Origin of the sequence: Kingella pumchi (assembly GCF_022288825.1) — a bacterium.
Classification (GTDB): domain Bacteria; phylum Pseudomonadota; class Gammaproteobacteria; order Burkholderiales; family Neisseriaceae; genus Kingella_D; species Kingella_D pumchi.
In genome coordinates this window covers 43294-64945 of sequence record NZ_JAKOOW010000032.1, presented here as the reverse complement: position 1 = coordinate 64945, position 21652 = coordinate 43294, and the positions used below count along the sequence as shown (strand labels likewise).

21 protein-coding genes are annotated in these 21652 nt (G+C 60.9%); 12 read left to right on the top strand and 9 right to left on the bottom strand.

From position 1 onward, the window contains the following. Positions 1 to 193 precede the first annotated feature (193 nt). The 6 genes from MB824_RS08855 to MB824_RS08830 form a co-directional block, all read right to left on the bottom strand. The gene (locus MB824_RS08855; RefSeq protein ID WP_238748118.1) at positions 194 to 733 is read right to left on the bottom strand and encodes a COG4648 family protein; all 540 of its coding nucleotides are present in this window, start codon (positions 731 to 733) and stop codon (positions 194 to 196) included. Continuing rightward, positions 730 to 990, bottom strand: a complete 261-nt coding sequence (locus MB824_RS08850) for an acyl carrier protein (RefSeq protein WP_238748117.1) — start codon at positions 988 to 990, stop codon at positions 730 to 732. Before MB824_RS08850 ends, MB824_RS08855 begins: the two co-directional genes overlap by 4 nt. A 9-nt stretch (positions 991 to 999) precedes the next feature. Further along, positions 1000 to 1263 (bottom strand): phosphopantetheine-binding protein, encoded by a 264-nt coding sequence (locus MB824_RS08845; protein ID WP_238748116.1) that lies wholly within the window; start codon positions 1261 to 1263, stop codon positions 1000 to 1002. After that, a complete protein-coding gene (locus MB824_RS08840) occupies positions 1256 to 2035 on the bottom strand; it encodes a lysophospholipid acyltransferase family protein (protein ID WP_238748115.1) in 780 nt (259 codons plus the stop codon). The genes MB824_RS08845 and MB824_RS08840 overlap by 8 nt, the downstream gene beginning before the upstream one ends. Then, a complete protein-coding gene (locus MB824_RS08835; protein WP_238748113.1) occupies positions 2014 to 2760 on the bottom strand; it encodes a beta-ketoacyl synthase chain length factor in 747 nt (248 codons plus the stop codon). Before MB824_RS08835 ends, MB824_RS08840 begins: the two co-directional genes overlap by 22 nt. A gap of 247 nt (positions 2761 to 3007) precedes the next feature. Further along, positions 3008 to 3685, bottom strand: a complete 678-nt coding sequence (locus tag MB824_RS08830; RefSeq protein WP_238748112.1) for a 4'-phosphopantetheinyl transferase family protein — start codon at positions 3683 to 3685, stop codon at positions 3008 to 3010. Between the two features lie 64 nt (positions 3686 to 3749). Between MB824_RS08830 and MB824_RS08825 the strand changes: the two genes are divergently transcribed. The 4 genes from MB824_RS08825 to MB824_RS08805 all read left to right on the top strand — a co-directional run bounded on the left by MB824_RS08825 (position 3750) and on the right by MB824_RS08805 (position 7065). Next, positions 3750 to 4295 (top strand): hypothetical protein, encoded by a 546-nt coding sequence (locus MB824_RS08825; protein WP_238748111.1) that lies wholly within the window; start codon positions 3750 to 3752, stop codon positions 4293 to 4295. A gap of 110 nt (positions 4296 to 4405) precedes the next feature. Beyond that, positions 4406 to 4732, top strand: coding sequence for a YnfA family protein (locus tag MB824_RS08820; RefSeq protein WP_238748110.1), 327 nt, complete (start codon positions 4406 to 4408; stop codon positions 4730 to 4732). A gap of 259 nt (positions 4733 to 4991) precedes the next feature. Next, positions 4992 to 6635, top strand: a complete 1644-nt coding sequence (locus MB824_RS11690) for a glycosyltransferase family 2 protein (RefSeq protein WP_328516371.1) — start codon at positions 4992 to 4994, stop codon at positions 6633 to 6635. Next, on the top strand, positions 6628 to 7065 hold the full coding sequence (locus MB824_RS08805) for an acyl-CoA thioesterase (protein WP_238748109.1): 438 nt from the start codon (positions 6628 to 6630) through the stop codon (positions 7063 to 7065). The genes MB824_RS11690 and MB824_RS08805 overlap by 8 nt, the downstream gene beginning before the upstream one ends. 133 nt (positions 7066 to 7198) lie before the next feature. Here the strand turns inward: MB824_RS08805 and MB824_RS08800 are convergent, their stop codons facing one another. After that, entirely contained in the window at positions 7199 to 9169 is a 1971-nt protein-coding gene (locus tag MB824_RS08800; RefSeq protein ID WP_238748108.1) for an autotransporter assembly complex protein TamA, read from the bottom strand. A gap of 329 nt (positions 9170 to 9498) precedes the next feature. On the opposite strand from MB824_RS08800, the gene MB824_RS08795 reads away from it, so the two are divergent. From MB824_RS08795 to MB824_RS08770, 6 genes are all read left to right on the top strand, one after another. Continuing rightward, a complete protein-coding gene (locus MB824_RS08795) occupies positions 9499 to 10263 on the top strand; it encodes an RDD family protein (RefSeq protein WP_238748107.1) in 765 nt (254 codons plus the stop codon). Then, positions 10260 to 11246 carry a stage II sporulation protein M gene (locus tag MB824_RS08790; protein ID WP_238748106.1) on the top strand — a complete coding sequence of 329 codons (987 nt, stop codon included), beginning with the start codon at positions 10260 to 10262 and terminating at the stop codon, positions 11244 to 11246. Before MB824_RS08795 ends, MB824_RS08790 begins: the two co-directional genes overlap by 4 nt. Continuing rightward, positions 11243 to 12793 carry a DUF4129 domain-containing protein gene (locus MB824_RS08785; RefSeq protein ID WP_238748104.1) on the top strand — a complete coding sequence of 517 codons (1551 nt, stop codon included), beginning with the start codon at positions 11243 to 11245 and terminating at the stop codon, positions 12791 to 12793. The genes MB824_RS08790 and MB824_RS08785 overlap by 4 nt, the downstream gene beginning before the upstream one ends. Further along, positions 12790 to 14193 carry a DUF4350 domain-containing protein gene (locus tag MB824_RS08780; RefSeq protein WP_238748102.1) on the top strand — a complete coding sequence of 468 codons (1404 nt, stop codon included), beginning with the start codon at positions 12790 to 12792 and terminating at the stop codon, positions 14191 to 14193. The genes MB824_RS08785 and MB824_RS08780 overlap by 4 nt, the downstream gene beginning before the upstream one ends. 108 nt (positions 14194 to 14301) lie before the next feature. After that, the gene (locus tag MB824_RS08775; RefSeq protein ID WP_238748101.1) at positions 14302 to 15294 is read left to right on the top strand and encodes an AAA family ATPase; all 993 of its coding nucleotides are present in this window, start codon (positions 14302 to 14304) and stop codon (positions 15292 to 15294) included. A gap of 9 nt (positions 15295 to 15303) precedes the next feature. After that, positions 15304 to 16650 carry a DUF58 domain-containing protein gene (locus tag MB824_RS08770; protein ID WP_238748100.1) on the top strand — a complete coding sequence of 449 codons (1347 nt, stop codon included), beginning with the start codon at positions 15304 to 15306 and terminating at the stop codon, positions 16648 to 16650. Positions 16651 to 16698: 48 nt separating this feature from the next. Here MB824_RS08770 and yidD read toward each other — a convergent pair whose 3' ends face one another. Together yidD and amgK are read right to left on the bottom strand one after the other, a co-directional pair. Beyond that, positions 16699 to 17190: a membrane protein insertion efficiency factor YidD gene (gene yidD / locus MB824_RS08765; protein ID WP_238748099.1), complete on the bottom strand. Its 492-nt coding sequence runs from the start codon at positions 17188 to 17190 to the stop codon at positions 16699 to 16701. A 117-nt stretch (positions 17191 to 17307) separates the two neighbouring features. Then, positions 17308 to 18312 carry an N-acetylmuramate/N-acetylglucosamine kinase AmgK gene (gene amgK / locus MB824_RS08760; RefSeq protein ID WP_238748098.1) on the bottom strand — a complete coding sequence of 335 codons (1005 nt, stop codon included), beginning with the start codon at positions 18310 to 18312 and terminating at the stop codon, positions 17308 to 17310. A 55-nt stretch (positions 18313 to 18367) separates the two neighbouring features. Between amgK and MB824_RS08755 the strand changes: the two genes are divergently transcribed. Next, a complete protein-coding gene (locus MB824_RS08755; RefSeq protein WP_238748097.1) occupies positions 18368 to 20686 on the top strand; it encodes an LPS-assembly protein LptD in 2319 nt (772 codons plus the stop codon). Further along, positions 20683 to 21645, top strand: coding sequence for a peptidylprolyl isomerase (locus tag MB824_RS08750; RefSeq protein ID WP_238748096.1), 963 nt, complete (start codon positions 20683 to 20685; stop codon positions 21643 to 21645). The genes MB824_RS08755 and MB824_RS08750 overlap by 4 nt, the downstream gene beginning before the upstream one ends. Positions 21646 to 21652 lie beyond the last annotated feature (7 nt).

The window sequence follows — 21652 nt, the reverse complement described above, 5'->3', positions numbered from 1 at the left end:
TGTGAAAGTAGGTCACCGCCAAACCCTTATTCATACCCCCTGCCTAATAAATCATAGGCAGGGGGTTTCCGTTTGCGGGGGAGGAAGGACGTGTGGATTCACTAAAAACAGCATGAAAATCTAACAACCCCGTCTTAAAGACAGTATGAAAAACTTTTCAGGCTACCTTTAGACTTTGACGTCAGGCAATTTTTTACAGCTTCAATACAAATTTACGATAAAGATATTCTCCGCCAAGCAAAAATCCCATTAGAACATAGGAAATAATGCCGGTATAAAGCGCCCATAGATGGTAGGCTTCAACAAATACCAGCAATGCGGCCAGACTGCCGTTTAGCAGAAAAAAAGCACACCATATCTGAGTGATTCGGCGTGTATAAACGACTCCTTCCGGAGGAAGGTCGGGATGCTGTAAGCGGGCGATTTTTTCGATCGCACTCTGTTTTTGGGTAAGGCTTAGTGTAAAGACAAACAACATTAAGCCGCTCACCCATACCGGATACCAATACATACTGTCCGGCAGCCTGAACAACAGGGTAAGGGCAAAAAATGCCGCAACCAATAGCGAAATGCGTTTTTGGATGCGGTCGGACTGAAGATAAGCGCGGCCGAGCCACAGCGCCATCATCAGTCCGGCCAAAGCGTAAAACCAACCCTGGCTGCGACCGTAATACCACAGCAGCGGGTAGATCAGGCTCAGCAGCGTGAGCAGGATTTTGGCGGTAGTACTCACTGGGTGGCGTTATCGGACTGGTAAAGTTTCAGTACCGCCTGCACCACATCGTCCACAGTGCGCACGTTGCGAAAATCGTCGGCCTGCAGTTTGTAGCCGGTTTGGCGCTTGATTTGGTCGAGCAGGTCGATGGCATCGATGCTGTCGATTTCCAAATCTTCATACAGATTGGTGCTGCCGGTGACATTGCTGGTGTCGATTTCAAACATGTTTTCCAGAATATCGAACAAAAAAGCGCGGATTTCGGTTTCGGTCATGGCAGATCCTCAGCTGGCACGTTGTTTTTCGATAAAGGCGGCAAGGGTGGAAACATTGGCGAAGCTGTCGCGCAGTTCCTGGTTTTCGCCGTCGAGCTGGAAGCCGAAATGTTTTTGCACGGCTAATCCCAGTTCCAGCGCGTCCACCGAGTCCAAACCCAGGCCTTCGTCGCCAAACAGCGGCGCCTGATCGTCAATATCGGCGGCGCTGATGTCTTCCAGCCCCAGGCTGTCGATAATCAGTTGTTTGATTTCTTGTTTCAAGTCAGTCATTTTTGCTTCTTTCGTTAAAGTAGTGTTGCAAATAATCGTTCAAACGGCGCGCGGCAATCGGCAACGGATGCTTGGCGAGCCAGTCTTGCGGGTCGATATCGTCGCCCACGCGGAAAACGTAAACCGGTTTTTGCAGCGGGATTTTGTACCACGGCTGGCCTTTTTTGAAATTGGGCGGTTGCATTCTGATGACCACCGGCGTGATGGTTTTTGCGCTACGCAAGCCCATCGAAACCGCGCCGCGGTGAAACTTCACCACTCCGTCCCAGCCGGTGCGGGTGCCTTCGGGGAAAACCAGCAGGCATTCTTCCTGCAAAATCTTATCCACCGCTTCGACAAAATCCATATCTTCATGGTTGGGCAGATAGCCGCAGGAGCGGATTTGGCCGATCATGGCCGGGTTTTTCAGCAAATCGGCTTTCACAATACAGTTGGCTTCCGGTACGCGGCTGAGCAGCAGCACCACATCCAATAGCGACGGATGGTTGGCCAAAATCAGCTGCCCCGGCCGGCCGAGCCGCTCGAATCCTTCAAAACGCACGCTCAAAATGCCCGCCGCAGTCAGATAATGGCTGAACCACAGCCAGGTTTTGGTTACCGTGCGCCGCGCCCGTTTGCGGCTGGCCAAATCGGGCGACGGATTGAGTAAAAACGGAATCAGAAACAGCTGCAGCAGCACGCCGAATACGCCGAAAAACACAAAACCCAGCCCGGTGGCAACCAGCCGCCATGCGCGATTGGCGCGGCTGCTTAAGGACGTTTTTTCTGCCATTGCCAAACCTTGTCCGCATAAAGGTGCTGCCATTCAAGGCAGCCTGAAAGCTCGTGTTGCAGCCACGACAGCGCGCCCCAATAGCCGTTTTGCGCCTGTTGTCCGGCTGCGGCAGGCATTGCGCTCAAACGCCAGCCGTCGCCGCGGCCCAGCAGCATCGAGAGCGCATAAGGGAAAGGTGCGCGTTCGGCAGGGGCGGCCGGATATTGCGCTTGCAAAGGCTCGTCCACCACCGCCACCAGCACCTTGTCGGTACCGTCGGCAAGAAAGCCCGCCGCTTCGGCCAGCGCCGCTTCCAAACCGTCGCCGCGCACCGACAGCGCGGTGTATTCGCTCATATCGCCGCGCAGCATCGACCATTGGCCGGCCAGCGCGTTGTGTACCGACAGCCCGAACGATGTGGGCGACACTTCATTTTCGCGCAGCAGCCCCACCCACAGCGCAAAGCTGCGGTTGATTTCGCCGTCGTGCGACGCCAGTACCAGCGGGCAGCGCTCGTTTTCGGCAACAAGCGGATGGGCAGCCTGAAACAGCAGCCGCGCCGAAACGCCCAGTCTCCGCCGCTGCATGGCGGGCAGGAAAGCCACCGGCGGCGGCGTGTCGGGCAAATCTTCCGCCCGCAGCCGTCCGCCTGCCCACGCCGCCCATTCTTCGCTGCTGTGCAGACGGGTGGACGCGGCATGCCAGCCGAGCAGGTTGAAAGAGAAAGAAAGGGAAGCGTTCATGCGTTTTCAGGCTGCCTGTGTTAAGCGGGCGGCGCATCAGATGCCGCCGCCGGACTGCCCGCTTTGCCGCGGGCGCAAGATGGCGCGGATTATAGCAAAAGGCAGCCTGAAACCCTATGCCCAAAAGGCGTTTGAACGGTTTTTCAGGCTGCCTGAAACGCACTCGGCAGCCTGAAAAGTATTTTGGGACGGCATCGCTGCCAAAGCGGCGCAAAGCAGCCTGAAAACGGCGGCGGCTTGATTGGAATCAGCCTGTGCCGCCGAATGCCGCCAGCTGCCGGTATGCCGGCTGCCGCCAGCGGCCGAATCCCTGCCAGTGTATCTGCACTTTCAGGCTGCCCGGCCACACGGCGGCAAGTAGGAAAGCCTGCTCGCCGGCGGCTGATTGGCAGCCTGAAAGCAAAGGACTGTTGCCAATCGCAAACACTTTTCCCGCCCAGTTTTCATCGTTTGCATGCAGCTGCCAAACGCCGTTATCCGAGCGGCGCAGGCCGACTGCGGCCATATCCGCCAAAACCAAACCGGCGGCTTTGAGCAGCGTTTCTTTCAGCGTCCACAGCAGGTAATGGCCGGCGGCATCGGCGCCGTTTTCTTCCAGCCAGCGGCATTCGTCGGCATGGAGTATCCACTCGCGCCAATGGGCGAAACGGCGCGGGCGCAGCGCTTCCAAATCAATGCCGACGGCAAAACCGTGGGCAAGCGCAAGCGCCGCATGGCCGCGGCTGTGGCTGAGCGAGGAAACGGCGCCGGCCTGCTGTTTGAGAAAACGGCTCACCTGCCAATCGGTGCTGCCGCCGCGCGTGGGATGGGCGGCAAGCAGGGCGCGGTCGGCAGCGGACAAATCCTGCGGCCGGTAACCGGCGGCGCAGTCGGGGCCGGCCAGATAGAGATGCAGGGTATTTTGCGATTGCTGCAAAGCGTTCATTTCAAGTAAACTGCGTTAAGTTTTGTAGCCGTTTGTCTAATCGTTTCACTTTTAGGAGACCGTAATGAAGAAAAGCCATTTTGTCCTGCCCGCGCTGATTGTAGCCGCTTTCGCCGTGAGCGGCTGTAAAAACAGCCAAAGCCCCGAAGACGGTGCCCGTAGCGACAGCCACAGCAGCCAGAGCGACAAAGCATCCAAACAAACTTCCGGCAGATACTGCCGCCTGCTCAAAGACGACGATCCCGGCCGCAAAGGCCGCAAAGTGGTGTACCGTTGCGACGGCCGCGCGGTGATGGCTTCCGAAGAAGCAAAACAACTGCTTAAACCCGACATTCCGGTGAGCTTTGCCGGCGGCGGCCGCGTGATCGAATCCGGTCTGACCACCCGCCAGGCCGCCAACGCCACCGGCCGTTCCGATGAAGTCGCCTGCCAGCGCGCCTTTATCAACGCCGCCCACAAATTCCAGGAAACCGCCGCCAAACGCGGCGCCACCCGCGTGAGCAACTTCCACAGCATTTACGACCGCAAACCGATGCACGGCGGCCAGTACGACTGCGAAGTCGGCACCTTCCACGCCCGCGTGGTATTCAAAGGCGACCTTGCCCGCTAAACGCTTACAGCATCCGAAGAATGCAGGCAGCCTGAAAACCCGTTTTGCCGCCCCGTCCGGCGGCGCAGCAGGTTTTCAGGCTGCTTTTTTTCCTTGGATAGGGAGGATTTATGCTGAAAACGCTGGCTTTATTCGTGCTGACCGCGCTGGCCGAAATCATCGGCTGCTGGCTGCCCTATCTGTGGCTGCGGCAGGGAAAAAGCGCCTGGCTGCTGCTGCCTGCCGCCGCTTCGCTGGCGCTTTTTGCCTGGCTGCTTACACTGCATCCGACTGCCAGCGGCCGCGTGTATGCCGCTTATGGCGGCGTGTATGTGTGCGTGGCGTTGCTGTGGTTGTGGCTGGCCGACGGCATCGCCCCGCGCCGCAGCGACTGGCTGGGCATGGCGCTGTGCCTGTGCGGCATGGTGGTGATAATGCTCGGCGGCAAACGGCTTTAAAGGGCGCAAAGCAGCCTGAAAACCTTTGCGCCGCCGTCGGGAGCCCTTGGAAAACGGGCAAAACCGTTTTCAGGCTGCCTGAAAGCACCGCCCGCGCGGGCATGACGCCGCGGCCGTTTGGCGGTAAAATCGCGCCCTAAATCCGCACCGCTTGCCGTTTTGTTTTGCCGGCAGCGGTGTTCTTGCCGTCTAAACGCCGCGTTGTTGCCTGGCCGCCGCCTGTTTTGCCGTTTCAGGCTGCCTTTTTTGTCTGCTGCCCATGAACATCATTGCCCTGATTCCCCACTACCGCCATCCGACCACCCTGCCGCAGGTGGTCGCCGCCCTGCGTGCTGCCGGCCTGCCGGTGCTGGTGGTGGACGACGGCTCGGGCGAAGAATACCGCGCGGCGGTGGAAGCGGTGTGTGGAGAGGGCGTTCAGGCTGCTTTCCGGCCGGTTAACGGCGGCAAGGGCAGCGCGGTGAAATGGGGGGTGAAACTGGCCGCCGAACAGGGCTACAGCCATGTGCTGCAAATCGACGCCGACGCCCAGCACGATTTTGCCGACATTCCGCGCTTTGTCGAAACCGCGCGCGCGCAGCCGCAGGCGGTGGTTTGCGGCCGGCCGGTGTACGATGGCAGCGTGCCCAAAGCGCGGCTTTACGGCCGCAAAATCACCGATTTTTGGAACGCGGTAAACACCTGCTCGCGCGACATCAAAGACGGCATGTGCGGCTTCCGCATCTATCCGGTTGCCCCGTTTTTGGACGTGGTGCATCACGAAAAGGTGGGTGATCGTATGGATTTTGACAATGAAATCCTGATCCGCCTGTACTGGCGCGGCCTGCCCTTTGTGTGGCTCGACACCCGCATCGCCTACCGCGAAGAAGGCATTTCCCATTTCAGGCTGCGTGCCGACAACTGGCTGATCAGCAAAATGCACACGCGGCTGTTTTTCGGCATGCTGGCCTGGCGCTTGGGCGGCGGACGCAAAAAACGGCAGCGCCACTGGTCGGCGCAGCGCGAGCGCGGCAGCCCGCTGTTTCTGAAAATCAGCGTGTGGCTGGTGCGCTATCTGCCGCTGTGGATCGCCCGTGTGGTGGCGGCATTGGTGGCGGCGTATTTTTATCTGACTTCGCGCAGCCAGCGCCGTGCCGTGCGCCAGTACCAAAGCAGCCTGAAAAATCATTTTCCCGATGCGCCGCTGCCCGCACGCTTTGCCGTGTACCGCCAGTTTGCCGCCTTCGGTCAGGCGGTGGCCGACCGCTTTGCGGTGTGGCAGCGCAAAATCACCGCCGACAATCTGGTGTTGGAAGACCCCGACGGCCTGTTCTCCACCGTGCGCTGGCACGAAGGGCGCGGCCAGATTCTGATCTGCTCGCATCTGGGCAATATGGAAATCTGCCGCGCGCTGGTGTCGCGCCATCCCGGCTTCAAAATGAACGTGCTGGTGTATGACGCGCATTCCGCCGAGTTCAGCCAGGCGCTCAAAGCCGCCGGCGCCAGCTACATCCAGCTGATTCAGGTGGACAAGCTCGATGCCGCGCAGATGCTGTCGCTGTCGCAGAAACTCGATGCCGGCGAATGGATTGCCATCGCCGCCGACCGCACGCCGGTGCGCGGCAACAAAACTGTGGCCGTCGATTTTCTCGGCCGCCGCGCCGAGCTGCCGCAGGGGCCGTGGCTGCTGGCCGGCCTGCTCAAAGCCCGCACCAACACCATTTTCGTGCTGCGCGGCCGCGGCCGGCGCTACCATCTCTGTCTCAAGCACTTTGCCGACATTCCCGCCTGGACACGCGCCAACCGCGAGCAGCAGATTGCCGAAGCCGCCCAGCGCTATGCCCGCCTGCTCGAGCAATACGCCCGCCGCGCGCCGCTGCAATGGTTTAATTTCTACGATTTTTGGAATACCCCGCATGGCTAAACACGTTTATCTGCGCCACAGCACCGAGATGGAAGTCCCGTTTTTCGACGTTGATGTGATGAACATCGTCTGGCACGGGCACTACGTCAAATATCTCGAAGTCGCCCGCTGCGACCTGCTCGACTTTATCGGCTACAACTACGCGGTGATGCTCGAGCGCGGCTATATGTGGCCGGTGGTCAAGCTCGATCTCAAATACGTGCGCCCCGCCCGTTTCGGCCAGAAAATCCGCGTTGAAATGGCGCTTACCGAGTTTGAAAGCTGCCTGAAAATCGACTACACCATCTGCGACGCCCACAGCGGCGCCAAGCTCACCCGTGCCACCACCACCCAAGTCGCCCAGCGCATGGACAACGGCGAAATGCAGTTCCAAACGCCCGACTGCTGGCAGGACGCGCTGCGCGGCACCGCCGGTTTTCAGGCAGCCTGAAAACGCCGGCAGCAAAAACGGGATAAGGCTTTCAGGCTGCCTTTGCTTTTGCCCGAACAGGCAGCCTGAAAACGGCAAAAACGCCAAACGGCACGGTAAAAACCGTGCCGTTTGTTTTTCAGGCTGCCGGGAATCAGAAGCGGGTGCCGAGGCTGATGTGCCAGCGCAGCCGTTTGTCGTGGTGGCCGTAGGCGACGTCGAAAGAAAAAGGGGCAACCGGGCTGAACCAGCGCAGGCCGATGCCGGTGCCGTGGCGCATGGTCATGTCTTTGAAGTTGCGGGCAACGCCGCCAACATCGTGAAACAGCGCGAGGGCGAAACTTTCTTTAATCGGAAACTGATATTCGGCGCTGGCCACCGCCATTGCGCGGTCGGGCAGGATGGCGGAGCTGTCGCTTAAGCGGCGGCCGATGCTGTCGAGCTCGTAGCCGCGCACCGACGAGGCGCCGCCGGTGCGGAACATCAGGGTGGAGGGCACTTCGCCTTCGGTTTGTTTTTGGGTACTGTACACATAGCCCAGTTCGCCGCGCAGCACCAGCGTGCCGATTTTCTTGTTTTCCGGCGTGAAGTAGTAGCCGGCATTGGCTTTGACCCGCGCCAGCGGCGCCGAAGAGAGCAGCTTGCCGAGAGTTACGCCGACTTTGCCGTCGAGATAGTAGCCGTTGGCCGGGCGCAGCAGGGTTTCGATGTTCTGCCGCTTCCAAGATGCAGTGAGCATGGTAGCGTGGCTGCGGCCGATGCGGGTTTTGCTGTCGGGCACTTCGCTGTTTTCAAAAACGAACTCGATGCCCAGCCGCGCATCGATGCCGTCGCGGTCGCGCACGCGCCACAGGCCGCCGCTAACCGCGCGTTTTTCCAGCTTCTGCGTGGTGCTGCGCGAATAGCCCAGGCTGGTGGTGTAGTAGTAGCCGTGGTTGTTGCGCGGCTGGCTGATGCCGACGGAGGTATTGGTCTGGTAACGGTCGATGGAAGTGGACAGCGAGCCGACGTAGCCGCGCTTGAACAGGTTGTAGTGCGAATAGCCGAGGCTGCCGCCCAAGCCGTAGGCGGAATCAAAACCAAGACCGGCTTCGAATTTCTGGCGCTTGACTTCGGATACCGCCACTTTCACCGGCACGCGGTCGTTTTCCATGCGCTCGAAGTCGGCCTGCACCGAAGCGCCGGCGTAGTGGCCGTCGCCCTCGAGCGACTGCTGGTAGTCAAGCAGGCTGTCGAGGCTGTAGGGATCGCCCGGGCGGAATTTGGCCAGATCGCGCACTACGCTTTCGGGATAACGCTCGGTGCCGCTGATTTCAAAGTCGCCGAAATAAACCGGCTGCTTGCTGTCGATGGTTACTTTCAGATCGGCGCTGTTGGTGGCGGGATTGATGGTGGCGCGGGTGGTGGAAAATTCCGCCAGCGGGTATTTGCGCCGCGCCACCGCGCCGAGCACCGAAGTTTTGCTGCTCGACCAGTCTTCCTGGCGGAAAGGCGCGCTCACCGGCAGCCGCCAGCCGGAGAAGGCGTCTTTGTAGTAGCTGCCCAAATCGTCTTCCTGCAGGATGTCGCCCAACAGTGCCACCCCCACTTTGTCGATGCGGGTGCGCTTGCCCAGGTCGATTTTCAAAAGATAGCCCTTGCCTTCGGGAACAATGTTGATTTTGGCGTTGAAATAGCCTTCGGTTTTGAGCATGTTGAGCGCGTCGTTGGGCGCGTCTTCCAAAAGATAGCCGACTTGTTCGCTGTCCAAATCTTCGGTGCGCTGGTAGTGGATCAGCGGCAGGTGCTGTTCGAGCATTTTTTTGATGTCTTTGTCGGCCACTTCGATGCGCACGGGGTGGCGCGGCGTGTATTTGGGCGTGTCGTCGATATCGTCGTCGCTGTCGGCCGGTTTGAGCCAGCGCTCTCGGATGCGGCTTAACACGCCGGTTTTTTTGTCTTTGCTTTCTGCGGCGGCGCTTTCGGCGTTTTCAGGCTGCTTTTGTTCCGTTTGTTGAATGCTCTGTTCGGGCTGCGTTTGCGCGGCCGCCGGCGCCGAGGCAGCCTGAAAGCTGTCGTCGGCAAGGGCGGGCAGGCTCAGCCACAGGCTGAGGCAGAGCAGAAAACAAAAGGGGCGCTTAGACATGTGCGGGTGGTGCGGAAACAAAAAAGAGCCGCATTCTAACATCGAACGGCAGCGTCTGCTTTTCAGGCTGCCTGCCGCGCCGAAGGCAGCCTGAAAACAGCGGCGCGATGCCTGCCGCTTTGCTGCGTTTTGCCGCCGCCCGGTTTTCAGGCTGCTTTGCCCCGTGCGGCGCGGTGGCGCACGATTGCAACACACGGCTACCGCTGCCGTATCCGTGCGCCGTTTTTTGATACCGCTTCTTGTCGGCAGGCAGGGTTTCAGGCAAACTGCCCGCTTTTTCGCGGCACCGTTTCAGGCTGCCGGTTTTCCGTTTCCGATTTCCCCGATTTATGTCCGAATTTTCTTCCCGCAACCGGATCGACACCCTGCTGAAGGTGGAAACGCCCGAGGCTGTCGATATCTATCTGCGCCCCGCTTCAATATTCTCGCGCTCGCGCGCCTATCTTTTGGACTTGCTTATCCGCTTTATTTGGCTTTGGCTTTCAAGCTGGCTGCTGAGCCTTCTTATCGGCCTGCTCGGCGTGAATTCCGATGTGTTTATGATGCTGTTTTTTCTGAATCTGTTTTTTGTTTTGTGGCTGTACCACGTGCTGTTTGAAGTGCTGTGGAGCGGGCAGACGCCCGGCAAGCGCGTTTTCGGCCTGCGTGTGGTAAACGACGACGGCACGCGGGTGGGCTGGAGCGCGGCGATGATGCGCAATCTGGTGCGGCTGGCAGACGGCCTGCCGTTTTTGCACGGCGTCGGCATGGTGGTGGCGCTGTGCGACCCCTACGGCCGCCGCCTGGGTGATATGCTGGCGTCCACGGTGGTGGTTTATGCCGAGAAAAACCGCGCTGCCGCCGCGCGTTTGTCGCTGCGCGGCGTCGAAGCGGTGGCGCCGCCGGTGGTGCTGACGCGCGAGGAGCAGCAGGCGGTGCTCAGCTTTGCCGAGCGCCGCTCGTCGCTGGCGCCGGTGCGGGCGCAGGAGTTGGCGGAGATGATGGCGGTGTCGATTTTCGGCGGCCAAATCGGCGGCGACCCGCAGCAGCTGATACTGGGGTTGGCGAAATACTATGCCGGCGAAGAGCGTAAGCAGGAGGGCGTTGCGGCATGAGACAGCTGTTTTTTGAAGAGCAAAACAACGCTTTCTGGCAGAAATTCGAGCAGGATTTGCAGCTGCTGGAGCAGGACAAGCGCCTGCCGCCGGCGCGCACCGAGTGCTTTGTGCAGCACTACCGCACCGTCTGCCACCATCTGGCGCTGGCAAACGACCGCCATTATTCGGGCAGCCTGACTTCCTATCTGCAGGCGCTGTGCGAGCGCGGCCACCAGCTGCTTTACCGCGGCCAGCGCCAAAGCCTGCTGCCGCGCTTTGTCGAATTTGTCCGCAGCGGTTTTCCGCAGGCGGTGCGCGCCGAGAAAAAGCTGGTCATCGCCGCCCACCTGATGTTTTACCTGCCTTTTTTGCTGGCCTTTTTGCTGGTGCTGGTGCTGCCGGAGAGCAAGCTGGACGAGGTCCCGGGCTTCGATAGTTTTTCCGATTTGGAAACCATGTATAACGATATGCAGAAAGCCTATGGCGACGGCAGCAACCGCGATTTCAGCCAAAACATGATGATGTTTGCCTATTATGTGTTCAACAATATCGGCATCGCCTTTCGTGCGTTCGGCAGCGGTGTTATGTTCGGGCTGGGCACGGTGTTTGTTACCGTGTTCAACGGCTGGATGATCGGCGGCAGCATGGCCTATATGATCGGCAAACCCAGCGGCCCGGCGTTTTTCTCGTTTGTGATTACCCACGGCGCTTTCGAGCTGACCGGCATCGTGCTGTCGGCGGCCGCCGGTTTGCGGCTGGGCGCTGCGCTGCTTTACCCGCAGGGCTTGTCGCGCCGCGATGCCTTGAAAGTGCAGGGTAAAAAAGCCATCGCGCTTTTAAACGGCGCTTTTTTGATGCTGTTTATTGCCGCGATTATCGAAGGCTTTTGGTCGCCGCTCACCAGCGTCCATATGGCTGTCAAATATGTGGTCGGTCTGGGTATGTGGGTTTTGGTTTATGCCTATCTGATGTTTGCCGGCCGGCAGGGGGGCGCAGAATGAATATTTGGGAAACGCGCCTGAACTTCCGCCCGCGCAACGGCTGGGAAGCGCTGGATTTGGGCACGCGCCTGTTTCAGGAACGCCCGTTTCTGTACATGGGGCTGTGGGCGGTGTATTCGCTGCCGTTTTACGGCCTGCTGATGCTGGTGTTCTGGCAGCAGCCGGCGTGGGCGGGATTTCTGATCTGGCTCTTGAAGCCGGTGTTTGAAGCGCCGCTGCTGCAGCTGATGTCGCGGCAGGTATTTGAAGATCTGCCGGGCTTTTCAGGCTGCCTGAAAAGCAGCTGGCGCAGTCTGTGGCGGCCGCGGCTGATCGGCGATCTGACTTGGCGCCGCCTGAGCATCCGCCGCAGCCTGGTGCTGCCGCTGACGGTGCTGGAAGGCTTGGGAGGCAAAGCGTGGTCGCGCCGCAGCAGCGAGCTGTCGCGCCGCAGCAGCGCGATGGCCGGCTGGCTCACTTTCGTCGGCATCCACATCGAAATGATCCTGTCTTTCGGCCTGCTGCTGCTCGGCATCTGGTTGTGGTGGGAAGATCCGACTTCCACCTTCTTCGGCAATCCCTTTACCAATCTGCGGGCGTGGAACGAACTCGGGCGGCTGTTTGAAACCCTGTTTGTTACCGACGACGGCATCGTGGTCAACCGCATTTCCAATCTGATTTATGTGCTGGTGCTGTGCTTCTGGCAGCCGATTTATGTTGCCAGCGGCTTCAGCCTGTATCTCAATTCGCGCACGCTGGCCGAAGGCTGGGACATCCGGCTGGCGGCGCGCAAAATCCAAGAGCGGCTTACCAAGAGCAAAAGCGCGCTGTGGGCGCTGCTGCCGCTGGTGTTTGTCGTTTTCGCCCTTTCAGGCAGCCTGAAAGCGCAGGCTGAGCCGCTACCGGACGAGCAGAAAATCGAGCGCATCAAGAAAAACGAACTGTCGTCCAAACCCTTTCCCCGTCTCGAAAAAGAAACCAAATGGGTGAAGAAAGACCAGAAATACAAACCGCCCGAACTCGATGTCGCCCTGCCCAAAACCAAAGCCAAAGCGCCGGTGGGCGTCAATATGGTGATTTACCTGATTGCCGCGCTGGCGCTGGGCGGCGTGTTGTTTCTGCTGTGGCGCTGGTCGGCGCATTACTCGGGCAAACTCGAAGGCGTTGAAGTGCCCGATACCCTGTTCGGCATGAAAATCACCCCCGAGAGCCTGCCCGACGACGTGGCGGGCGAAGTGCTGCGCCTGTTTGAGCGCGACCCGCGCGCCGCGCTCAGCCTGCTGTACCGCGGCAGCCTGTCGCAGGTTGCGCGCCGTTACGGCATTCCGCTGCGCAGCAGCGATACCGAGGGCGAAGTGCAGCGCCGCATCGAGCGCCTGAAGCCGGAACTGTCCGCCTACTGGCGGCTGCTGACCACCAATTGGGTGGCGCTGGCCTATGCCCACTGGCAGCCCGACCGCGAAGCGGTGCACAGTTTGTGCCGCGACTACCGCCGCCTGTTTGCCCTTGCCGAGAGTGAAGGCAGCCTGAAAAACCATAAGCGCAACACGGCAGGAGGTGCGGCATGAGTAAAGTCAGAATCCTGCTGCTGGTGCTGGTATTGGCGCTGCTCGGCGGCGGGCTGTATTTCGCCACCGGCTGGGAGCGGCGCCAAGTTACCGTGTGGAAAAACGACGTCCGCGCAGAATGGAGCCATCGGGAAAAAGAGCTGCTGGGCGTGCAGGCGCTGCTCAAAGCCCAAGGCCGCCAGGACAAAGACATCGAGCTGGTGCAGTTAAGCGACAACGTCAATCTGATCGCCCCCGGTACCAACCAGCTGCTGATTGTGTCCGACAGCAACCTGAAAACCCGTACCGATGCCGAAATCCTGCTCGACTGGGTGGCGCGCGGCAACCATGTCGTCATCGAAACACCGACCGATTACAGCATAGCCGAAGACGACGATGAAGATGAAGAAGACGAGCAGGAAGAGCGCTACGGCTACAGCAAAGCCCTGTTCGAAACCCTGAAGCTGAAGCACGGCGAAAAAGAGTTTCCGGAAGCGGAAAAAGAGCAAGAGGCGGTTGCCATCCATCCGGCCTGCGCCGACAGCGAGAAAAAACGTCTTGCCGCCGCTGAGGTGATGTCCGATGACGAAAAACGGCTGGAACGCGATTTCAATCAGGACAAGTACGCCCGATTGAACGTCAAACAGTGCAGCTTCTACATCAACAGCATCAAGCTGCCTGAAGGCAAAACCCTGTATTTCGACAATAACCACCACGGCCGCCTGCTGCAGCCGCAGGCCGGCAGCCAGGTGATGTTCCAAGGCGAAAACCATCTGAGCGGCAGCCAGATTGTCCGCGTGCGCCACGGCGAAGGCAGCCTGACTTTCAGCAGCACCACCAGTTGGCTGAAAAACCCCGAATACCCGCCGCGCGCCGACAGCGGCCTGAAGCTCTACGACCACGCCTATCTGGTGTCTTATCTGGCGCAGGGCAAAAGCAAAATCGTGCTGCTGGGCGAATTGCGCAGCCGCACGCCGCCGCTGCGCAAGCCGGTGCTGTGGATTATTCTCACCAAATACGCCGCCCTAAGCTGGCCGCTGCTGGCGGTGCTGGCGCTGGCGGTATGGCGGATTGCTGCCCGCATCGGTCCGGTGCGCAGCCTGCCGCCCGCGCCCGAGCGCTATCTGGGGCAGCATCTGCTGGCGCAGGGTCGCTTCTTGGCGCGCCACTTCTCCGAGCGCTCGATTCTGGCCGATTTGCAGCAGGAACTGCTCGAACATCTGGAGCGCCGTTATCCGTCGTGGCACCAGCTGACGCCCGCCAAGCGGCTGGACTTTGTCTGCAGCCAGACCAAACTTTCCGCCGATACCGTCAAACCCTGGCTCGAGCCGCTGCCTGCGCACGTCGGCCCCGTCGAATGGCTGGCCATGCTTTCCAAGCACCGGCTGCTGATGCGCCGCCTGCCGCATAAATGGTACTGAATCAGGCAGCCTGAAACCGAAAAAGCAGCCTGAAAACCATCCGCAGCGCTTTTCAGGCTGCCTGCATCCCAAGCAATTATCCGCAATCCGAACCTTAAGGAAGAACCGATGAACGAAACCCCAAACACCCAGTCCGCCGCCGCCCCGATGCAGCAGGGCATGCGCGCTGTCCAAGTCCTGCGCCAGCGTTTGAACGACGTGCTGATCGGCCAGTCGAAAGTGGTGGACGAAGTGCTGACCGTCTTTCTCGCCGGCGGCCACGTCCTGCTCGAAGGCGTGCCCGGTACCGGCAAAACCCTGCTGGTGCGCTCGCTGGCGCAGACCTTTGCCGGCGAATTCCGCCGCATCCAGTTCACCCCCGACCTGATGCCGTCCGACGTAACCGGCCACTACCGCTACGACGCCCACAACAACCGCTTCGAGCTGCGCCAGGGGCCGGTGTTCACCCACCTGCTGCTGGCCGACGAAATCAACCGCGCGCCGGCGAAAACCCAGTCCGCGCTGCTGGAAGTGATGCAGGAGCGCAGCGTCACGCTCGACGGCAACACCCACCGGCTGCCCAGCCCGTTTATGGTGCTCGCCACCCAAAACCCCATCGAGCAGGAAGGCACCTACCCGCTGCCCGAAGCCCAGCTCGACCGCTTTATGTTCAAAGTGATGATCGGCTACCCCAACCACCAGGACGAAACCCGCATGGTCGGCGCCGTGATCGCCAGCAGGGGCAACGACATTCTCAACGACAACACCCCGCAGCATGTGTTCCAGCCGCAGCAGATCGAGCAGCTGCAAAAGCTCGCCACCCGCGTGCAGGTCGATCCGCAGATTATCGACTACGCCGTGCGTCTGGTGCAGTCCACCCGCGACTGGCCGGCGCTTTCCGTCGGCGCCGGGCCGCGCGCCGGCATCGCCCTGATCAGCTGCGCCCGCGCCTACGCGCTGATTGCCGGCCGCGAATACACCACCCCCGACGACATCAAAGCCGTGTGGCTGCCCGCCATGCGCCACCGCGTGCGCCTGTCCACCCAGATGGAGATGGAAGGCGTGCACGTCGAGCAGGTGCTGAACGAGCTGGCCGCCAGCGTTTCCGCCCCGCGGCTGTAAGGCGCTGCCATGAGACCGACCAGACGGCTGATTGCCGTAATGGCAGCCTGCGTTGCGATAGCCGCCTTCGGGCTGCTGCTGCAAAAACTGGGGCAGGGCAGCGACGGACTGTTGGCGAAGCAGGCCGGTGCCGGCGGCGCGGTATTGGTGGCGCTGGCCGCGCTGTTTGACGCCTTTTCCAGACACCATCCGCCCGAGCCCCAATTCGAGCGCCACCTGCCGCACCAGTTTGCCCAAGGGCGGGCGCATACCGTCGAAATCACCGTCAGTCCGCCAAACCAGGGCTTGTGGCGCCAGCCGCAGCAGCTGATGCTGGCCGACCACGCTCCGGCCGACTGGGAATGCAGCCCGCCGCTGCTGCACGTCGATACCCTGCCCGGGCGCATCAGCATCGCCCGCTACCAGGCCAGTCCGCGCCACCGCGGCCGCGCCTACTTTTCCCACATCGAATACTGGCTGCCCAGCCCCTTCGGACTTTGGCAGCGCCGCCACCGCGCCGAATTGCCCGCGCAAATCGACGTGCTGCCCGATTTCAGCCGCATTCTCGGCGCCGATTTGATCGGCCTGCAGCGCTGGCTCAATCTGGTCGGCGTGAAAAAACTGCCCCGCCTCGGCCTCGGCCAGGACTTCCACCAGCTGCGCGACTACCAAGACGGCGACGACATCCGCAATATCGACTGGAAAGCCACCTCGCGCATGAGCCGCCCCATCGTCCGCACCTATCAGGACGAACAAGACCAGCAGCTCTTTTTCCTGCTCGACTGCGGCCGCAACATGCGCCTGCAGATGGGCGACAAAAGCCATTTCGACCACGCCCTGCAGGCGATGCTGCTGCTCTCTTACACCGCGCTCAAGCACGGCGATGCCTCCGGCCTGCTCACCTTCGCCCACCCCGAAAGCCGCTTCGTGCCGCCGCACAAAGGCATCGAGCAGCTCGGCCGGCTGGTGCAGGGCGTGTTCGACATCGAACCCTCGCAGCAGGCCGCCGACTTTGAAAGCGCCGTCAATCTGCTGCTGCAAAAGCAGAAACGCCGCGCCCTAGTCGTCGTGCTCTCCCACATCGACCACGAAGACGACCAACGCCTGCTGCAGCACGTCCAGCGCCTGCGCAAGCACCACATGGTGCTGTTCGCCGCCCTGCGTCCGCACGCCGTGGACAGCGCGCGGCAGGATGCCGTAAACAGCGAAGACGACGCTCACCGCTATCTCGGCGCCCTGCATTACGAAAAACAAAGCGCCGAAATCATGCAGAAATTCCAGTTTGCCGGCATCCTCGCCATCAACGTGCTGCCCAAAGAACTGAGCAGCCAGCTGATCAACCACTATCTGAAACTCAAACGCGGCCGGGGTTGGTAGGCAGCCTGAAACGCCCGTCGGCACGCAAAAAAGCAGCCTGAAAAAGTTTCAGGCTGCTTTTTGTTTTACTGCCTTTCGTTTGGGGGCTGTCTGGCGGCGTTTTTTGCGTTTGGAGCGGCCGAAGTCGAAAATATCGAAGCAGTTGCAAAACTCCAAGGCGCAGTCGGCGCTGCGGCAGAAGCGGGATTTGAAGGCGGCGCTGTCGCCGCAGGTTTCGGGCAGATGCAGGACATCCGGCGCGCAGTCGGCAATATCGGGAACGCAGTCGCCGCGCTGGTGGTAGGCCATACCGCCGGCGCGGCGGCGCAGGTTTTCCGCCCGACAGCGTTCAAAGCGCTTTTGCAGCACCCGCCAGCCTTTGAGCAGGCCGTAGCGGCGGATCAGCCGCCGGCCGACGCCGGAGCAGCCGCTGCCGCCGTGCTTCAGCCGGTAGGCGCAGCCGTAGCCTTTGTGCGGCGAGATGCGGCGCTGGTAAACGGCAATCGCCGCCAGCACCAGGCGGGCGGGCAGTTTTTTCAGGCTGCAGAAAATGGCGTTCATGGCGGCGGTGTCGGGTTTGAAAGCAGCCTGAAAAGCCCAATCCGGCTTTCAGGCTGCCTGAAAGTGAAAAACGGTTTTCAGGCTGCTTGGGGTGTGGCGGCAGCCTGAAAGCTGAAGTTAAAAGGTGTAGCCGGTTTCCAGTTCGTCGTCGCCCACCAGCTCGAGCAGCAGGGCGTAGAGCGGGGCGAGGGCGGGGTAGCGGCGGGTGGTGCGGCGCAGATAGTTGAGAAAACGCGGAATCTCGGGGCGGTATTTGTCTTTGCCGTCGCGCCACCACAGGCGGGCGAAGATGCCGGCTACTTTGAGATGGCGCTGCACGCCCATGAATTCGTACCAGCGGTAGAAGGTGTCGAACTCGGCGGGCACGGGCAGGCCGGCGGCGCGGGCTTTTTCCCAGTAGCGGATAACGAGGTCGAGGGTGAATTCTTCTTCCCATTCGATAAAGGCGTCGCGCAGCAGGGAAACGAGATCGTAGCTGATCGGGCCGTAGAGGGCGTCTTGGAAGTCGAGAATGCCGGGGCGGCCGCCGGTGAGCATGATGTTGCGCACGATAAAGTCGCGGTGGACGAAGACTTTGGACTGCGCTTCGATTTCGGGCAGCAGCGCGTCCAAACCCTGCTGCCAAAGCTGGCGCTGTTTGAAGTTGAAGGGTTTGCCCAGCTCTTTGGCGGCGAACCAGTCGGGAAAGAGATTGGCTTCGCGCAGCAGGATGTCGCGGCTGTATTCGGGCAGCACGCCGGGGCGGGAGGCTTTTTGCAGGATGATTAACTCGTCCAGCGCTTTGAGCAGCAGGGCTTTGTGGGTTTCAGGCTGCGTATCGTGCTGCATGGCGGCGAGATACTGCACTTTGCCCAGGTCGTTGAGCGCGATAAAGCCTTGTTTTTCGTCGCGCGCGAGAATCTGCGGCACATTGAGCATGGAGAAGATTTCGCGCACGCGCACATAGGGTTCGGTGTCCATTTTGTCGGGCGGGGCGTCCATGCAGACAATGCTTCGCCCGTCGGCAAAACGGGCGCGGAAATAACGGCGGAAATCGGCGTCGGCGGCGGCGAATTCGAGGGCGAATTCCTGGCCGGGAAACTGCTGCTGCAGCCAACTTTTTAGCTGGGTCTCTCGTTGCATAATCGGATTTTCGGTTAAAATGGCCGCCATTTTAATGTAAAACCGCATACGGGGTATGATTTTGCCGCGTTTATCCGCACACACACCACTGGTTCTGGCTTTGGGCGCCGTTTTCTCAACGGCGGCCGCTGCCGAGGGCACCGCAACGGCGGCGGACGGCTGGAGCCGTTCGGATTTGAGCTGCCGTGCCGGCGCGCAGTCCGGCGACGATTTGCCGCCGGCCAAAGGCAGCGGCGGCGCGGTTTTGCCGGAAAACGCCACCCGCATCAGCGCCGATCGCATCGCCGGCCAGACCAATGTGCGCGCGCGGGCGGAAGGCGATGTCATCATCGAGCGCAACGACCAGACCCTGAACGCCGATTGGGTCGATTACGACCAGCAGGCCGATGTCGTGCGCGCCGGCGACAGCTTCACCCTGACCCGCGGCGACGGCCAGACCGTGCGCGGCAAGGAGCTTCATTACGATTTGTCGCGTGAAAGCGGCCGTACGGCGGATGCGCAGTTTGCCGTCGAACACGAAAGCCGCCGCCTGCAGGGCGTCAGCGCCGAAATGGAAATGCGCGACAAAAACCATTACGCGATGCGCGGCGTGAAGTTCAACACCTGCAATCCGGGCGACCGCTCGTGGTACATTCAGGCTGCCGAACTGAAAGCCGACCGCGAAAGTGGCATCGGCACCGCCCGCCACGCGCGGTTGGTATTCGGCGGCGTACCGGTGCTTTACACGCCGTGGGCGGACTTCCCGCTCAACGGCAACCGCAAAAGCGGCCTGCTGGTGCCGACCATTAAAATCGGCTCCGACGGCACCGAGCTCGAGCTGCCCTATTACTTCAATCTCGCGCCCAATTACGATGCCACACTCGCCCCGGGCATCATCACTGCGCGCGGCGCCACGCTCGGCGGCGAGTTCCGCTATCTGCAGGACAAATATTCAGGCAGCCTGAAAGCCAAATACCTGCCGCACGATCGTCGCAGCCCGCACCGCCACCGTTACGAAGCCGAATTCGCCCATCTGCACCGCTTCAATACCGACCTTTCCGGCGGCATCGACTACCGCCAGGTGTCCGACGATGACTATTACCGCGACTTTTACGGCCGCAACGAAATCGCCGAAAACGTCCACCTTAACCGCAGCGCCTGGCTGGACTACCGGCGCGACCTGTTCGGCCAGCCGGTGCAGATGCGCCTGTCGGTGCAGAGATACCAAACCTTGAGCGACGCGCAGGGGCGCAAGCAGCGGCCCTATGCCATCCTGCCGCGCTTCTCGGCCGCCTGGCAGAAAAATTTCGGGCTCGGGCAGTTTAATATCGACACCCAGTTCACCCGCTTCGAGCACAGCGAGCTGCAAAGCGGCAGCCGGCTGGTGATTTATCCTTCGTGGCAATGGGATTTCAGCCGCCCGTGGGGTTATGTGCGGCCGAAAATAGGCGTCCACGCCACCCGCTACTGGCTCAAGGGCAAAGACGGCTACGAGAGCCGCACGCTCTCTCGCGTGCTGCCGCTGACCAATGTTGATGCCGGCCTGGCTTTCGAGCGCAAAACCACGCTGTTTGGCAAAAGCTATCTGCAAACTTTAGAACCGCGCGCGTTTTACAACTACATCCCCTCCAAATCGCAAAACGATCTGCCCAATTTCGATACTTCGCTCAACGGCTTCAGCTATGCCCAGCTGTTTCGTGAAAACAGCTATTCCGGCCAAGACCGCATCAATGCCAGCAACAGCCTGTCGGTCGGCCTGCAGAGCCGTTTGATCGACGCCGCCACCGGCGCCGAGCGCTTTCGCGCCGGCATCGGCCGCAAATACTATTTCCGCGACGACAACGTGCTGCTGGACGGCAGCATCGAGCACGGCCGCCGCTGGCGCAGCGACATCGCCGCCTTTGCCGGCGGCCGCATCGGCGACAACTGGCACGCCGACCTTTCCTGGCACTACAACGAATCGGCCAAAGCCACCCAGCGTTTCGACATCGGCGCCAGCTACAATCCCGAGCCGGGCAAAGTCATCAGCGCCCGCTTCAAATACGGCGCCCGCGAAGAAATCTACACCGGCTTTTACGGCAAGCTCAAACACATCGACTTCGCCGCCCAATGGCCGATAAACGAGCGGCTTTACGCCATCGGCCGCTTCAACTACAGCCTGTCGCCGCACACTCCGCTCGAGCAGATGGCCGGGCTGGAATACAAAAGCGCCTGCGGCTGCTGGAGCGTGAGCGTGGTCGGCCAGCGCTATGTAAACGGGCTCAACAGCCGCAAAAACGCCTTTTTCGTCACCCTGCAGCTCAAAGACCTGAGCAGCCTGGGCAAAGACCCTTACGAACAGCTGCGGCTCGCCATTCCGGGCTACAGCAAAACCAACGAGGTAAACCGCAAATGAACGCACCCGTCCGCACCGTCGCCGCCCTGATGCTGGCCGCCGCCTTTCAGGCTGCCTTTGCCGCCGGCGACGCCATCCGCCCGCTCAATAGCATTGCCGTCGAAGTCAATTCCAGCATCATCACCTACGGCGACATCGCCCGCATGGTCAAAGAATTGCGTGCCAATCCCGCCAACAAAGACATTCCCGACGAACAATTAAGCCAAGCCGCCAAAAGCCGGCTCGTCGAACGAACGCTCTTGGCCGACGCCGCCCGCCAGCAGGGCTTGAAAGTGCCCGGCGCCGCGATAGACGCCGAACTTTCCCGCCGCGCGCAAGAGCAGAAAATTACCGTCGATACCCTGTACCAGCGCGCCGCCGCCGCCGGCTGGAGCCGCAGCCAGTACCGCCTGGAAACCGCCAAAGACATGCTGATCGAGCGCATGTTCTACGACATCGGCAGCAGCGTGCGCGTTACCGACGGCCAAATCCGCCAATACATCGACCAAGCCCGCGCCGCCGGTCAGCCGCTGCCCGCCGCCCAGCCCTACACCGTTTACACCGTGCGCCGCATCCTGCTCAACGCCGAGAGCGAAGCGCAGATGGATGGCGTCGGCCAGCGGGCGGCGCAGATTGCCCAGGCGCTGGCCAAAGGCAGCGACTTTGCCGCCGTCGCCCGCCGCTACTCGCAAGACAGCAGCGCCGCCAACGGCGGCCTGATTGAAGGCGTGAGCGACGGCATGCTGCCCGAGCGCGTCGAAGCCGTGCTGCACAGTTTGCAGCCCGGCCAGATGTCGCCGCCGATTGCCGCCGGCAAAAGCTGGCAGATTATCCAGCTGGTCGGCAGCCGCACCGAAAGCGATCCGGCCAAAGCCCAATATCAGGCGGTGCGCAGCAAGCTGGCCGGCGAAGCCCGCCAGCAGGCGCTGCAGCAGTTTGTCGGCCAGCTTCAGCAAAGCGCCGTAGTACGCGAATACTGATTACGCG